Annotated in this window: 11 protein-coding genes; 7 read left to right on the top strand and 4 right to left on the bottom strand. The window is 73.0% G+C overall.

The window, feature by feature from the left end:
* Window positions 1–587 precede the first annotated feature (587 nt).
* The 5 genes from IE330_RS24230 to IE330_RS24210 all read left to right on the top strand — a co-directional run bounded on the left by IE330_RS24230 (window position 588) and on the right by IE330_RS24210 (window position 6137).
* A complete protein-coding gene (locus tag IE330_RS24230) occupies window positions 588–1208 on the top strand; it encodes a hypothetical protein (protein WP_190138217.1) in 621 nt (206 codons plus the stop codon).
* A gap of 9 nt (window positions 1209–1217) precedes the next feature.
* On the top strand, window positions 1218–2504 hold the full coding sequence (locus tag IE330_RS24225) for a PAS domain-containing sensor histidine kinase (protein WP_190138216.1): 1287 nt from the start codon (window positions 1218–1220) through the stop codon (window positions 2502–2504).
* Entirely contained in the window at window positions 2501–3178 is a 678-nt protein-coding gene (locus tag IE330_RS24220) for a response regulator transcription factor (protein ID WP_190138215.1), read from the top strand. The genes IE330_RS24225 and IE330_RS24220 overlap by 4 nt, the downstream gene beginning before the upstream one ends.
* A 398-nt stretch (window positions 3179–3576) precedes the next feature.
* Window positions 3577–4725: a non-hydrolyzing UDP-N-acetylglucosamine 2-epimerase gene (gene wecB / locus IE330_RS24215; RefSeq protein WP_190138214.1), complete on the top strand. Its 1149-nt coding sequence runs from the start codon at window positions 3577–3579 to the stop codon at window positions 4723–4725.
* Between the two features lie 59 nt (window positions 4726–4784).
* Complete coding sequence (locus IE330_RS24210) at window positions 4785–6137, top strand: XrtP-associated glycosyltransferase (protein ID WP_190138213.1); 1353 nt, start codon at window positions 4785–4787, stop codon at window positions 6135–6137.
* Window positions 6138–6285: 148 nt separating this feature from the next.
* On the opposite strand, the gene IE330_RS24205 is transcribed toward IE330_RS24210, so the two are convergent.
* Complete coding sequence (locus IE330_RS24205; protein ID WP_190138212.1) at window positions 6286–8910, bottom strand: valine--tRNA ligase; 2625 nt, start codon at window positions 8908–8910, stop codon at window positions 6286–6288.
* A gap of 165 nt (window positions 8911–9075) precedes the next feature.
* On the opposite strand from IE330_RS24205, the gene IE330_RS24200 reads away from it, so the two are divergent.
* Entirely contained in the window at window positions 9076–10029 is a 954-nt protein-coding gene (locus IE330_RS24200) for a hypothetical protein (protein ID WP_190138211.1), read from the top strand.
* 53 nt (window positions 10030–10082) lie between these two features.
* The gene (locus IE330_RS24195) at window positions 10083–11102 is read left to right on the top strand and encodes a hypothetical protein (protein WP_190138210.1); all 1020 of its coding nucleotides are present in this window, start codon (window positions 10083–10085) and stop codon (window positions 11100–11102) included.
* Between the two features lie 99 nt (window positions 11103–11201).
* On the opposite strand, the gene clpX is transcribed toward IE330_RS24195, so the two are convergent.
* The 3 genes from clpX to IE330_RS24180 form a co-directional block, all read right to left on the bottom strand.
* A complete protein-coding gene (gene clpX, locus IE330_RS24190; protein ID WP_190138209.1) occupies window positions 11202–12488 on the bottom strand; it encodes an ATP-dependent Clp protease ATP-binding subunit ClpX in 1287 nt (428 codons plus the stop codon).
* A gap of 250 nt (window positions 12489–12738) precedes the next feature.
* A complete protein-coding gene (locus IE330_RS24185; RefSeq protein WP_229925880.1) occupies window positions 12739–13410 on the bottom strand; it encodes an ATP-dependent Clp protease proteolytic subunit in 672 nt (223 codons plus the stop codon).
* 109 nt (window positions 13411–13519) lie between these two features.
* Window positions 13520–14125, bottom strand: coding sequence for an ATP-dependent Clp protease proteolytic subunit (locus IE330_RS24180; protein WP_190138233.1), 606 nt, complete (start codon window positions 14123–14125; stop codon window positions 13520–13522).
* Window positions 14126–14542 lie beyond the last annotated feature (417 nt).

Here is a 14542-nt window from a genome sequence, read left to right as displayed (position 1 = left end):
ATCATCACCGGGATCGCGCACCGAACGCACCAGCCCCGCGGCCACGGCGGCCGTGACGACGACCACGAGCACTCGATGCTCGCCCGCTCGCGCCCCGGACGCCCGCCACGCGAGCCCCCGAGACGACATCACGGACGGCCACGCCACAACCCCGGCACCCGCACAAGCACAAGCACACGCGCCACGCCCAAACACCCCCGCCCGCTCCCGAGAAACGCCCTCGCCCACCCGCTCCCGAGAAACGCCCCACCCCGCCCGGACGAACGCCCCCCACCTCGTACGGGCGCCCCCCAGCCCCGGCACTCACCCGCGCAAGCCCCCGAGTCGAAGCCCCGGGCGGCAGCACCCACGGCCACGGCGTCCGCACGCACACACGTACACACGCGCCACCACACGAACCTCCCTGCCCGGTTCCGGGGAACACACCACTCGCCCCGTCCGGCCCCATTCCAGCCGAACACCCCCGCCCGCCTCGTACGGGAGCGCGGGCGCACGCGCGCCCCCGTCGGCCCCCTGCCGTACGACAACAGGTGTACTCACCGGCGCGGCTGCCCCGCGTCCGGGTGGGCCGGGGTTCCAATCGGACCATGTGGTATGCCCAAGATCCGGGTCGTCGGACCCGTCAGTTCCTCGGGGACGCGGCCGCGCTGGCGTGGACCGTGCTGTGGACCGTCGCCGCCGTCGTCGCCTACCGGCTGGCCGTGCTGCTCAGTCGGCCCGGTCCCGACACGGGCGTCGCCTCCTCCCGGTCCCCCGCCGCCCGGCTGCCCGTCGTCGGGGACGACGTCGGGGCCGCGCTGCGCTCGGTGGTCGGCTTCGTCGATACCATCGACCCGGTGACGCTGCGCGCCACGTTCGCCGTGGCCGCCGCCGCCCTGTTCCTGCTGCCCATCGCACCCGTCCTGGCCGCCTGGCTGCCGCGCCGGCTGCGCTGGGTGCGCCAGGCGGCCACCGCCAGCGAGCTCGCGGGCTCCGCCAACGGGCGCGAACTGCTCGCCCTGCGCGCCCTGCTGCGCCCCCTCGACGAGGTGGCCGCGACCGCCGCCGCCCTGCCGGACGCCACCCCCGGCAGCCTCGCCGAGGGCTGGCGCAACGCCGACCCGCGCACGCTCGACGCGCTCGCCGACGCCGAGCTGGAGCGGCTCGGCCTCGACCCGGCGCCCGGCGCGGAACCCCTCGGGCCGCTCATCACCGAGTTCGCCGGCTGAGCCCGCCGCGTGGAGAGCGAGCCGCCGGGCCTGCACGCCCCCTGCTGCGCGGCCGTGCTGCGCGCCGTGCCGCTGGGCGCGCTGCTCGTCGGGGACGACGGCCGGATCGTCGCGGCGAACCCGCAGTTCGTTGAGGTGTTCGGGCTGCGCGGCGTGGACACCTCCGCGGGCGCGGACGCCGGGGCCGTCGCGGACGCCGTGGCCCGGCTGCTGCCGGACGGCCTGCCGTCGGTGCGGGGGCCGCGCGGCGAGTTCGTCCGCAGGGCCGAGATCCGGCTGCGCGACGGCCGGGTGCTGCGCCGCAGTCGGCAGCCCCTCGACGCGGACGGCCGGCGCCTCGGCGTCCTGTGGCTCGTCGAGGACGTCACCGAGCAGCGCCGGTACGAGGCCGAGCTGCACCGGCACATCGACCGGCTCGGGGAACTGGCCCGCGACCGGGCCGAGTTCGCCGCCCGCACCTCGCACGAGCTGCGCACCCCGCTGGCCACCGTGCTCACCTTCTGCGAGCTGCTCGCCGACCCCGCGCTCGGCGCCCTCGGCGAACCGCGCGGCGAGTACCTCGACACCGTCCGGCGCGCCGCGACCCGGATGCGGGACATGGCCGACGGCCTCCTGCACCGGTACGCGCAGGCCGCGGGCGGCGCCCCGCCGGCCTTCGCGCCGCTCGACCCGGTCCCCCTGCTGACCCGCCTGGTGCACGACGTCACGCCGTGGGCCACCCGCGACGGCGTCTTCGTCACCCTCGACGTGCCCGGCGGCGAGCGGCCGCCGCTTCTCGCCGACGCCGACGCGCTGGAGCGGGCGCTGACCGCGCTGCTCGACAACGCGGTGAAGTTCACCCCCGCAGGCGGCACCGTCGCCGTCACCGCCCGGCCGTGCCCGCGCCCCGGTGACGTCGAGGCGTCCCAGGCGCTCCCCTCGTCCCAGGCGCTCCCCCCGTCCGAGCCGTCCCCGTCGTCCGAGCCGTCCCCGCCACCCGCGCCGTCCGGTTGGCTCATCAGCGTCACCGACAGCGGCATCGGCATCCCGAAGGAGTTCCAGGACGAGGTCTTCACCGAGTTCGTCCGCGCGCCGAACGCCCGCCGCGGCCCCTACCCCGGCACCGGCCTCGGCCTGAGCGTCGTCCGTGACGCCGTACGGCTGCACTCCGGCACGGTCGCCGTCCACGGCGACGAGGGCCACGGGACGGGCGTCGAGGTGTGGCTGCCGCTGGGCGGGCCGCCCGGGGCCGGGAGCGGCGGGCCGTCCAGCGGCGGGCCGGTCGGGGCCGGGTCGTCCGGGGCCGGGCCGGCATGACCCGGCTGCTGCTCGTCGAGGACGACCCCGACCTCGGGCTCGCGCTGCGGGTCCTGTTCACCCGCGCCGGGTACGAGGTGGTCACCGCAGCCGACGGGCAGACCGCGCTCAAGCTGCTCTTCGCCCGGCGGCCCGCCCTCATGGTCCTGGACCTGGTGCTGCCCGGCCTGGACGGCTGGGAGGTCCTCGACCGCACCCGCGACCTCACCGACCTGCCCGTCCTCATCCTCTCCGGCCGCACCAGCCCCGCCGAACGCGTCCGCGGGCTGCGCTCGGGCGCCGACGACTACCTGTGCAAGCCCTTCGACCACCTGGAGCTGCTCGCCCGCGTCGAGGCGCTGCTGCGGCGCTCCACCCCGGAGCAGTGGCGCGGCGACTACGTCGAGGCCGGGCTGCGGCTCGTGCCCGAGCGGCGGTCGGCCGTCTGGCAGGGCCACGAGACGCGGCTCAGCGCGATCGAGTACCGGCTCCTGGAGGTGCTCGTCCGCAACCGGGGGCGGGTCGTCACCACCGAGCAGCTCCTGGACCTCGTCTGGGACGAGCCCGCGGGGGCGGGGCGGGAGCGGGTGAAGTTCGCTGTGCTGCGGCTGCGGCGGAAGCTGGCCGTGGGCCAGGGCGGTGATCCCCTGGAGTCCGTGCGGGGGCTCGGCTACCGCTACCGCGGCGAGGCCTGAGGGCCGGGGCCCTGCCGGGGGCTCTCCCCCACCCCGCCCCTTCCCGAAACCAAGGGGCTCCGCCCCCTGGACCCCCATATCGCGCTGACGCGCTCGTCCTCAATCGCCGGACGGGCTATCCCTAGCCCGTCCGGCGATTGAGGACGAGGCGCGGAGCGCCGATGAAGCCGGGTCCAGGGGCGGCAGCCCCTGGTTTCGGGAAAGGGGCGGGCATGGGGAGCCCCCGGCAGGGACCAAGGTCCCGCCGTGCCGGGTCGTACGGGCCGGGGCCTAGGCCCTGAACCTCCGCGGCGGCGGCCGCCGCAACCGAGGCGCAACCGAAGGCGAGCCACCCCCGCAACCCAGGCCCCGCACGCTCCTGCGTACCGCCAGCCCGCCTCCCCCTGCCAGGAGCCCCGTTGCACGCCCCCCTCCCGCCCCGCTCCGTCGCGATCGTCATCGGCACCCGCCCCGAGCTGGTGAAGGTCGCCCACCTGGTCCGCATCCTCGGCCCCGCCGCGCACCTGGTGCACACCGGCCAGCACTACGACGCCGCGCTCTCCGGCCGGTTCCTCACCGAGCTGGGCCTGCCCGAGCCGACCCTGCTCGACGGGGTCGGCGGCAAGCCCCGCGCCGTGCAGGTCTCCGCCGCGCTGGCCCAGCTCGACGCCCTGTTCGCCGAGCGGCCGCCGCTGGCCGTGGTGGTGCAGGGCGACACCAACGCCGCCCTGGCGGGGGCGCTCGCCGCGAACGCCCGCTCGATCCCGCTCGTCCACGTCGAGGCCGGGCTGCGCAGCCACGACCGGGCCATGCCGGAGGAGCACAACCGGGTCGTCATCGACCAGCTCGCCGACGTGCTGTGCGCGGCCACCGACGACAACCGCGACCTGCTGCGCGCCGAGTCCGTCCCGGCCGGGCGGATCACCGTCACCGGCAACACCGTCGTCGAGGCCGTCCACGAGCACCTGCCCGCGGCCGGCGAGCGCGCCGCGCTGCTCGCCGCGTACGGCGTCACCGCCGACCGCTACGTCCTCGCCACCGCGCACCGGCCCGAGAACACCGACGACCCCGCCGCGCTCGCCGCCATCCTGCGCGAGCTGGCCTCCCTCGCGGCCGAGCTGCCGGTCCTCTTCACCGTGCACCCGCGCACCCGCGCCCGGATCGAGGCGGCCGGGCTGACGCACCTGCTCGCCCCGCTGACCGAGCTCGCGCCCCTCGGCTACGGCGAGTTCCTGGCCCTCGCCCGGCACGCGGCCGTCATCGTCTCCGACTCCGGCGGCGTCCAGGAGGAGACCACCGTCCTCGGGCGGCCCCTCGTCGTCGTGCGCCGGTCCACGGAGCGGCCCGAGGCCATGGCCGCCGGGTTCGCCGAGCTCGTCGCCCCGGGGCGGGAGATCGGCCGGGCCGTGCGGCGCCGCCTCGCGGCGGGCCCGGCCGGGCTGCGGAGCCTCGCCGAGCGGCCGTCCCCGTTCGGCGACGGGCTCGCCTCGCAGCGCATCGCCGTCCTCCTCGCGGCGGTGGCCGCGGGCCGCGCCGGCCACGAGCCGGACCTCAACCTCGCGGCGTAGCCCCGACCTCCCCCACCGCCCGGCCCGCCGCCGTAAGGCCCCGCACAAGGACCGCCCCCATGCTCACCCCGTACGCCTTCCTCTACGCCCTGCCCTTCTTCCTCCTCGCCTGCTTCCTGCTGTACTGGGCCGGCGCCCGCCACGCCTACACGCGCCGCCCGGAGGCAGCCCCGGCCGACCCCACCGCGTTCACCTGGCACTTCTTCGTGCCGTGCCGGGACGAGGAGACCGTCATCGGCACGACCGTCGCCCAGTTGCGGGCCGACTTCCCCGCCGGGCACGTGTGGGTCGTCGACGACGACAGCGACGACGCGACGGCCGCCGTCGTCACCGCGCTCGCCGCGGACGACCCGCACGTGCACCTGGTGTCGCGGCGCAGGCCCGACGCCCGCGTCGGCAAGGGCGCCGCGCTGAACTCCGCGTACGCCGCCCTGAACGCGTACCTGCCCGAGGACACCGACCGGGACCGGGCCGTCGTGTGCGTCGTGGACGCCGACGGGCGGCTCGCGCCGGACGCGCTCGCACGCGTCAGCGGCCCCGCCGGGTTCGGCGACCCCGACGTGGGCGGCGTACAGGTGAGCGTACGGATGCGGAACGTCGACGAGGAGCGGCCGCCGCTGCCCGAGCGGGGGCGCCTCGCCAACGCCGCGGCCCGGCTGCTCGTGCGCATGCAGGACATGGAGTTCGCGGTGTCCAACGCGGGCATGCAGCTCCTGCGCGGCCGCACCGGGTCGGTGGGCCTGGGCGGCAACGGCCAGTTCACGCGGCTCACCGCGCTCGACCACATCGCGGCCGCCGAGCGCCGCCCCTGGCAGCGCGACGCGCTCCTGGAGGACTACGAGCTGGGCCTGCACATGATCCTCGGCGGCTACCGGATCGCGCACATCGCCGACACCCACGTCTCGCAGGAGGGCCTGCCGCGGCTGCGCCGCTTCCTCACCCAGCGCACCCGCTGGGCCCAGGGCAACCTCCAGTGCGTGCGGTACGCGCCGCGCATCGTCGCCTCCCGGCACTACTCGGGCCGCGGCGTCCTGGAGACCCTGTACACGTTCATGCAGCCCCTCGCGCACGTCGCGACGCTGGTGCTGAGCGTGCTGCTGCTGGGCGCGGTGGTGCTCGGCGGCTCGATGCGCGACGCGTTCCTCGGCGCGTGGCCGCTGATCCTCGCCCTGTGCGCGCTGTCGGTCCTGCCGTTCGTGGCCTGGGGCCCGCTCTACCGCCGTGATGTCGCGCCCGGCCGCTCCCGGCTCACCGGGCTGCTGTGGGGGCTCGCGCTGTGGCTGTACGCGTACCACGTGTTCGTCGTGTCGGCGCGCGGCTTCCTGCGGCTGCTGCGCGGCCGCAACGGCTGGGCGAAGACGCGGCGCAACGCGGAGGCGGTCGGCACGGGGCCGGTCGCGACGGAGGCGTAGGCGCTCCGCCTGGGCGCCGCGACGGCCTTCGGCCGCCCGCGGGTCCGTCGTGACTGGTCGCGCCGTCCCCCGCTCGGGGCGTTCGCGGAAAGCGCCCGGAACTCCAGTGAGTTCCGGGCGCTTTCGCCTGTCGGCGGGGCGAACCGCCTTACGCCGCCGGGAGGTTGTCGAGCTGTGCCTGGAGGCGGGCGATGTCCTCCTCGGCCTTGGCGAGACGGCCGCGGATCTTGTCGACCACGTGGTCCGGGGCCTTGGCGAGGAACGCCTCGTTGCCCAGCTTGGCCTCGGCCTGCTGGCGCTCCTTCTGCGCGGCGGCCAGGTCCTTGGCCAGCCGCTTGCGCTCCGCCGCCACGTCGATCGTGCCCGACAGGTCGAGCGCGACCGTGGCGCCCGCGACCGGCAGCGTCGCCGTGGCCGCGAAGCTCTCGCCCTCCGGCTGGAGGCGCAGGAGCTGGCGGACGGCGGCCTCGTGCGGGGCGAACGGCGTGCCGTCCAGGGTGAGGCGGGCCGGGACCTTCTGGCCGGGCTGGAGGCCCTGGTCGGCGCGGAACCGGCGGACCTCGGTGACCAGGTCCTGGACGGAGGCGATCTCCTTCTCGGCGCCCGCGTCACGGAAGCCGGAGTCGGCCGGCCACTCGGCGACGACGACCGACTCGCCGCCGGTCAGCGTGGTCCACAGGGTCTCGGTCACGAACGGCACGACCGGGTGGAGCAGGCGCAGCGTGACGTCGAGGACCTCGCCGAGGACGCGCTTGCTGACCTCGGCGGCGGGGCCGCCCGCCTGGAACGTGGTCTTGGACAGCTCCACGTACCAGTCGAAGACCTCGTCCCAGGCGAAGTGGAACAGCGCGTCGGAGAGCTTCGCGAACTGGAAGTCCTCGTAGTACGCGTCGACTTCGGCGACCACGGTGTTCAGGCGGGAGAGGATCCAGCGGTCGGTCGCCGACATCTCGGCGGCCTCCGGCAGCGGGCCCTCGACGGTGGCGCCGTTCATCAGCGCGAAGCGGGTCGCGTTCCAGATCTTGTTGGCGAAGTTGCGCGAGCCCTGGACCCAGTCCTCGCCGATCGGCACGTCGACGCCGGGGTTGGCGCCGCGCGCGAGGGTGAAGCGCAGGGCGTCGGAGCCGTACTTGTCCATCCAGTCCAGCGGGTTGACCGCGTTCCCGAAGGACTTCGACATCTTCTTGCCGAACTGGTCGCGGACCATGCCGTGCAGGGCGATGGTGTGGAACGGCGGGGTGCCGTCCATCGCGTACAGGCCGAACATCATCATCCGGGCGACCCAGAAGAAGAGGATGTCGTAGCCGGTGACCAGGACGGAGTTCGGGTAGAACTTCGCGAGGCTCTCGGTCCGCTCCGGCCAGCCGAGCGTGGAGAACGGCCACAGGCCGGAGGAGAACCAGGTGTCGAGGACGTCGGTGTCCTGCGTCCAGCCCTCGCCCGCCGGCGGCTCCTCGTCGGGGCCGACGCAGACGACCTCGCCGTTCGGGCCGTACCAGACCGGGATGCGGTGGCCCCACCAGAGCTGGCGCGAGATGCACCAGTCGTGGAGGTTGTCGACCCAGTCGAAGTAGCGCTTCTCCATCTCCTGCGGGTGGATCTTCACCCGGCCGTCGCGGACCGCGTCGCCGGCGGCCTTGGCGAGCGGGCCGACCTTGACCCACCACTGCATGGACAGGCGCGGCTCGATGGTGGTCTTGCAGCGCGAGCAGTGGCCCACGGAGTGCGTGTACGGGCGCTTCTCGGCGACGATGCGGCCCTCGGCGCGCAGCGCGGCGACGATGGTGGAGCGGGCCTCCAGGCGGTCCAGGCCCTGGAAGGGGCCGGGCACCGTGATGACCGCGTGCTCGTCCATGACCGCGATGTTCGGCAGGTCGTGGCGCTGGCCGATCTCGAAGTCGTTGGGGTCGTGCGCCGGGGTCACCTTCACGGCGCCGGTGCCGAACTCGGGGTCGACGTGGGCGTCGGCGACGACCGGGATGGAGCGGTCGGTGAGCGGCAGCTTGATGAGCTTGCCGACCAGGTGCTTGTACCGCTCGTCCTCGGGGTGCACGGCCACGGCGGTGTCGCCGAGCATGGTCTCGGCGCGGGTGGTGGCGACGACGAGCGTCTCGTCGCCCTCGCCGTACCGGATCGACACCAGCTCGCCGTCGTCGTCCTGGTACTCCACCTCGATGTCCGAGATGGCGGTGAGACAGCGGGGGCACCAGTTGATGATGCGCTCGGCGCGGTAGATCAGCTCGTCGTCGTAGAGCTTCTTGAAGATGGTCTGGACGGCCTGCGAGAGGCCCTCGTCCATGGTGAAGCGCTCGCGGGACCAGGCGACGCCGTCGCCGAGACGGCGCATCTGGCCGGAGATCTGCCCGCCGGACTCGCCCTTCCACTGCCACACGCGCTCGACGAAGGCCTCGCGGCCGAGGTCGTGGCGGGACTTGCCCTCCTTGGCCAGCTCGCGCTCGACGACGTTCTGCGTGGCGATGCCCGCGTGGTCCATGCCGGGCTGCCACAGGGTCTCGTAGCCCTGCATGCGCTTGCGGCGGGTGAGGGCGTCGATGAGCGTGTGCTCGAAGGCGTGGCCCAGGTGCAGGCTGCCGGTGACGTTCGGCGGCGGGATGACGACGGTGAAGGGCTCCTTGTCGCTCTTCGCGTCGGCGTCGAAGTAGCCCCGCTCCACCCAGCGCTCGTACAGCGGCCCCTCTACCTCGGCCGGCGCGTACTGCGTCGGGAGTTCGGGGGTGGTCGCCGGGTGCTGCTGCTGAGTGTTCTCGGTCACGGGCCCAGTTTAGGGGTGTCACAGAGTGGTCCCGAAACCGGAATCTTGGGTAACGGTTGCCGCCCCGTGGCCCACGGCGCTCCCGGCGTCGGTCAGGATGTCGGGAACACCTAAACGTGCGGGAGAACGTAGGCGCGCACACGCGTTCGAGGGGGAGCTTCAGTCATGAGCCACAACCAGCCGGGTCCGTACGGGGGCCAGCAGCCCGGCCCCTACGGCGGCCAGCCCCAGCAGCCCCCCTACGGGCAGCCCGCGCAGCCCCCGTACGGCCAGCCGCCGCAGGGCCCGCCGCCCGGCTACGGCTACCCGCAGCAGCCCCCGCAGGGCGTCCCGCCGCAGCAGCCGCCCTACGGCCAGCCGGGCGCCCCGTACGGCCAGCCGCAGGCACCGTACGGCCAGCAGGCCCCCTACGGGCAGGTCCCGCCGCCCCCGCCGCCGGGTGGAGGCGGCGGCAAGAGGACGGGTCTGGTGATCGGCGCCGTGGTGGCCGTGGTCGCGGTCGGCGCGGGCGCGTTCTTCCTGTTCGGCGGCAGCGACGACGGCGGCTCCGCCTCGGTCACGGACGACGGACCGCACAAGCTGGTGTCCCCGGCGTCGGTCGGCGAGTACCAGAAGAACGACTCGTCCTCCTCCGGCGGCGGCCCGCTGGGCGACGCCGACGAGGAGGACGCCGCCGCGATCGGGATCAAGAACGCGGAGCAGGAGAAGGCGGACTACAAGGTCGGCACCGGGCTCAAGACGAAGGGCCTGAACGTCGCCGGCATGTGGGGCGAGATCAGCGACCCGGAGAAGACCGTCGACAAGGCGTTCGACAAGATGCACGAGGAGACGCGGAAGGACAGCGGCGGCGACAAGGGAGAGGCCACCTGGCAGGGCAGCCCCGAGTCGGTGTCCCCCGACGGCCTCGACAACGCGCTGATGAAGTGCCAGAGCGTCAAGATCTCCGACGACGGCAAGAGCATGGAGATCCCGGTCTGCGCCTGGGCCGACCACAGCACCTTCGGCATGGTCACCGCCGCGGACGCCGCCGCGTTCATCTCCGGCGGCAAGGGCAAGTCCGCGGACGAGGTCGCGGAGCTCGCGGCGAAGTACCGCGAAGCGGCCCGCGTGAAGAAGTGACGCGCGCGACGCGTACGAAACAGCAGTAGCAGTAACGGAGGGAACCCCCACTCATGAGCTACCACCAGCCGGGCCCGTACGGCGGCCAGCAGCCGCAGCAGCCCGGCCCGTACGGCGGCGGGCAGCCCCAGCAGCCCGGCCCCTACGGGCAGCCGCCCCAGGCCCCGCAGCCCGGCTACGGCTACCCGCAGCAGGCCCCCCAGCAGCCGAGCTACGGCTACCCGCAGCAGCCCCCGCAGGGCGTCCCGCCGCAGCAGCCGCCCTACGGCCAGCCGGGCGCCCCGTACGGCCAGCCGCAGCCGCCGTACGGCCAGCAGGCCCCCTACGGGCAGGTCCCGCCCCCGCCGAGCGGAGGCGGCGGGGGCAAGAAGACGGGCGCGATCATCGGCGCGGTGGCCGTGGTCGCGGCGATCGGCGTCGGCGCGTACTTCGTCCTCGGCGGCAGCGACGGGAGCGGCTCGGGCACGGTCAAGGACGACGGGCCGCACAAGCTGACGATGCCCGCGACCGTCCTCGGCGACTACACCAAGAAGCAGTCCAAAGAGGACCGCATGAGCCCTGAGGGCCGCCAGAAGGCCGAGCAGAACGGCGTGAAGAACGCCAAGGACGTCTCCGGCCAGTACCAGTCGGGCAGCGACGACAACCCGCTGGCCCGGAAGATGATCCAGTTCAACGGCCTCTACGGCGACATCGAAAACCCGGAGAAGGTCGTGGACTACATGTTCACGCGGGCGCAGAACGGCTTCTCCGAGGAGAGCTCCTCCAGCAGCAGCGGCCAGAAGCTCACACCGGTCGGTGACCCCAAGTCGTACAACCCCTCCGAGCTGGACGGCGCGATCATGAAGTGCCAGGAGATGAAGCTCGAGATGGGTTCGGGCGCCGGCTCGTCGTCGGCGGGGTCCCAGAGCCCCAAGGAGATGAAGATGCCGGTGTGCATCTGGGGCGACAAGAGCACCATCGGCGTCGTGATCAGCACGGATGTCGCGGGCGCGCTCGGCGGCAAGTCGCCCGACCTGGAGGAGGGCGCGTCCACCGCGGCCAAGTTCCGCAAGGAGGTCCGCGTCAAGATCTGACCCCGGGGTCTTCCGGGATCGGTCACCGCGGCACCGACGAGGGCGCCGGGCGAGTCGTCTCGCCCGGCGCCCTCGGCCGTTCAGGTACCGCCGCGCGGTCTACGCGGACTTCTGCTCCCCTGCGCCCGGCCCGCGCGCCTCGCGCGGCACCAGCGTCGGGTTCACGTTCGAGTGGACGACGTCCGCCGTGATGACGACGCGGGCCACGTCCTTGCGGGACGGCACCTCGTACATCACCGACTGGAGGACCTCCTCCATGATGGCGCGCAGGCCGCGCGCGCCGGTCTGGCGCAGGATGGCCTGGTCCGCGATGGCCTCCAGGGCGCCGCGCTCGAAGTCCAGCTCCACGCCGTCGAGTTCGAAGAGGCGCTGGTACTGCTTCACCAGGGCGTTGCGCGGCTCGACGAGGATCTGGAGCAGCGCCTCGCGGTCGAGGTTGTGGACCGAGGTGATGACGGGGAGTCGGCCGATGAACTCCGGGATCATCCCGAACTTCACCAGGTCCTCCGGCATGATGTCCTCGAACTGGTCCTTCTCCTCCAGCTCCCGCTTGGAGCGGATGGTGGCGCCGAAGCCGATGCCCTTGGCGCCCGCCCGGGCCTCGATGATCTTCTCCAGGCCGGCGAAGGCGCCGCCCACGATGAACAGCACGTTCGTCGTGTCGATCTGGATGAACTCCTGGTGCGGGTGCTTGCGGCCGCCCTGCGGCGGCACGGAGGCCGTGGTGCCCTCCAGGATCTTCAGCAGGGCCTGCTGGACGCCTTCGCCCGACACGTCGCGCGTGATCGACGGGTTCTCGCTCTTCCGGGCGACCTTGTCGATCTCGTCGATGTAGATGATGCCCGTCTCGGCCTTCTTGACGTCGTAGTCGGCGGCCTGGATGAGCTTGAGGAGGATGTTCTCCACGTCCTCGCCGACATAGCCCGCCTCCGTGAGGGCCGTCGCGTCCGCGATGGCGAAGGGGACGTTCAGCATGCGGGCGAGCGTCTGGGCGAGCAGCGTCTTGCCGGAGCCGGTGGGGCCGAGCAGCAGGATGTTGGACTTCGCCAGCTCGATGGCGTCCTCGCGGGCTCCCGCGCCGCCGTTCTCCCCGGCCTGGACGCGCTTGTAGTGGTTGTAGACGGCGACGGAGAGGGCCTTCTTGGCGGGCTCCTGGCCGACTACGTACCCCTCGAGGAACTCGTAGATCTCGCGGGGCTTGGGCAGTTCCTCCCAGCGGACCTCGCTCGTCTCGGCGAGCTCCTCCTCGATGATCTCGTTGCAGAGATCGATGCACTCATCGCAGATGTACACGCCGGGGCCTGCGATGAGCTTCTTGACCTGCTTCTGGCTCTTGCCACAGAACGAGCACTTGAGCAGATCGCCGCCGTCACCGATGCGTGCCACGGTGTGCTTCCCCTTCGCCTGGGAGACGCCGATGGTCCAGCGGCTCCTGGTGCCTTGTATCCGACGGTACCTTGCCTGGCCCCCCGTTCGGGCCCCCCTTGGCGCGGTTCGCTGTGACGCGGAACGACGAACGCACGTCGAACGAACTACGAAGACCCACGAAACGGCGCAGATCGCCACGGGCCTGAGCGGGCCGCGCGGACCGTGCCAAGGGGCGGGCGGATGGTGCTGCGGTGTGACCGGACGGTGATCAGGCGACCGCGGAGTTATTCATCTTGCGGGTGGAGATGATCTGGTCGACCAGGCCGTACGCCAGCGCGTCCTCGGCCGTGAGGATCTTGTCGCGCTCGATGTCCTCGCGGATCTTCTCGATCGGCGTGGTGGAGTGCTTGGCCAGCATCTCCTCGAGCTGGGTGCGCATGCGCAGGATCTCGTTGGCCGCGATCTCCAGGTCGGAGAGCTGCTCACGACCGGTGCCGCCGGACGGCTGGTGGATCAGCACGCGGGCGTTGGGCAGGGCCATGCGCTTGCCGGGGGTGCCCGCGGCGAGCAGCACGGCGGCCGCGGAGGACGCCTGGCCCATGCAGACCGTCTGGATGTCGGGCTTCACGAACTGCATCGTGTCGTAGATGGCCGTGAGGGCCGTGAACGAGCCGCCCGGGCTGTTGATGTAGACCGAGATGTCGCGGTCGGGGTCCATCGACTCCAGGCACAGGAGCTGCGCCATGACGTCATTGGCGGAGGCGTCGTCGATCTGGACGCCGAGGAAGATCACGCGCTCCTCGAAGAGCTTCGCGTACGGGTCGTACTCGCGCACGCCCTGCGAGGTGCGCTCGACGAAGCGCGGGATCACGTAACGGTTGTCCACCTGGGGGCCGGTGTGCAGGCCCGCGGCCTGGCCGCTGGCGGGGAAGCTGTTCATCTGAGGTGTTCCGTCCTGGTGATGAGCGTGGGCTTGATCGGCTGGGGCGGTCCCTGGTGGCGGGCACGGCCCCGGTCGAGGGCCTCCACGGGCCCTCTGGGACGCCTTCTCAGGCCCCCGTGCCGCCGCCGCCCGGAACACCGGAAGCGGCGCTGATGATCTCGTCGATGAGGCCGTACTCCTTGGCCTCCTCGGTGGTGAACCAGCGGTCGCGGTCGCCGTCGCGGATGATCGTCTCGACCGTCTGGCCGGAGTGGCGGGCCGTGATCTCGGCCATGCGCCGCTTCGTCCGCAGCAGGTACTCGGCCTGGATCTTGACGTCCGAGGCCGTACCGCCGATGCCGGCGGAGCCCTGGTGCATCAGGATGTCGGTGTGCGGCAGGGCGAAGCGCTTGCCGGCGGTGCCGCCGGTCAGCAGGAACTGGCCCATGGAGGCGGCCATGCCCATGCCGATGGTGACCACGTCGTTCGGGATGTACTGCATGGTGTCGTAGATCGCCATGCCGGCGGTCACCGAGCCGCCGGGGCTGTTGATGTAGAGGTAGATGTCCTTCGTCGGGTCGGCCGCGAGGAGGAGCATCTGCGCCGTGATCTTGTTCGCGATGTCGTCGTCGACCTGCTGGCCGAGGAAGACGATGCGCTCGCCGAGCAGCCGGTTGTACACATGGTCGCCGAGGCCACCACCGATGGACGGCTCACCGGCTGCTTTGGGCATCAGATTCGTCACGTATCCACCTGCTCGTCTCTGACGGCACCGGCCGTCTCAGCATCTTCGTTCTGAGGGCAACGACTCCACTGCCCCCGTACTCATGGACCCTAACGCGCGGCCCCCGCCGGGGAATCCCGCAAGGGCAACTGTTCGCTGTGAGCGCAGGTAGCGCCCCCCGCGGGGGCGCGGGCCCACTCGGGGGCCCGCCCCGTCGGGCCGGGGGACCGTGCGCCCCGTCAGGGGCGCGGGGAACTGCGCGACCGACCACGGCGGCCCCGCAGCCGCCCATGGCGCGGTCTCGGGCAGATGCGTCTGCCGGGTTCCGCGCCCTCGGCCTCCGCGGGCCGTCGCCGGTTGCTCGCGCAGTTCCCCGCGCCCCTTGCGGGGCGCCCCCCGGGCGGGGCGCAGAAGGCCGCTGGGCCC

The sequence above is a fragment of the Streptomyces longispororuber genome, from assembly GCF_014656095.1.
GTDB lineage: Bacteria > Actinomycetota > Actinomycetes > Streptomycetales > Streptomycetaceae > Streptomyces > Streptomyces longispororuber.
The sequence above is the reverse complement of the archived record's forward strand: the minus strand, read 5'-3'. Positions and strand labels throughout refer to the sequence as shown.

Excerpts from the sequence above, each read along its gene's own strand:
- IE330_RS24220 (WP_190138215.1), top strand. The coding sequence starts at position 2,501 with ATGACCCGGCTGCTGCTCGTCGAGGACGACCCCGACCTCGGGCTCGCG.
- IE330_RS24180 (WP_190138233.1), bottom strand. The coding sequence starts at position 14,125 with ATGCCCAAAGCAGCCGGTGAGCCGTCCATCGGTGGTGGCCTCGGCGAC.
- IE330_RS24210 (WP_190138213.1), top strand. The coding sequence starts at position 4,785 with ATGCTCACCCCGTACGCCTTCCTCTACGCCCTGCCCTTCTTCCTCCTC.
- IE330_RS24200 (WP_190138211.1), top strand. The coding sequence starts at position 9,076 with ATGAGCCACAACCAGCCGGGTCCGTACGGGGGCCAGCAGCCCGGCCCC.
- IE330_RS24230 (WP_190138217.1), top strand. The coding sequence starts at position 588 with ATGTGGTATGCCCAAGATCCGGGTCGTCGGACCCGTCAGTTCCTCGGG.
- IE330_RS24185 (WP_229925880.1), bottom strand. The coding sequence starts at position 13,410 with ATGAACAGCTTCCCCGCCAGCGGCCAGGCCGCGGGCCTGCACACCGGC.
- IE330_RS24195 (WP_190138210.1), top strand. The coding sequence starts at position 10,083 with ATGAGCTACCACCAGCCGGGCCCGTACGGCGGCCAGCAGCCGCAGCAG.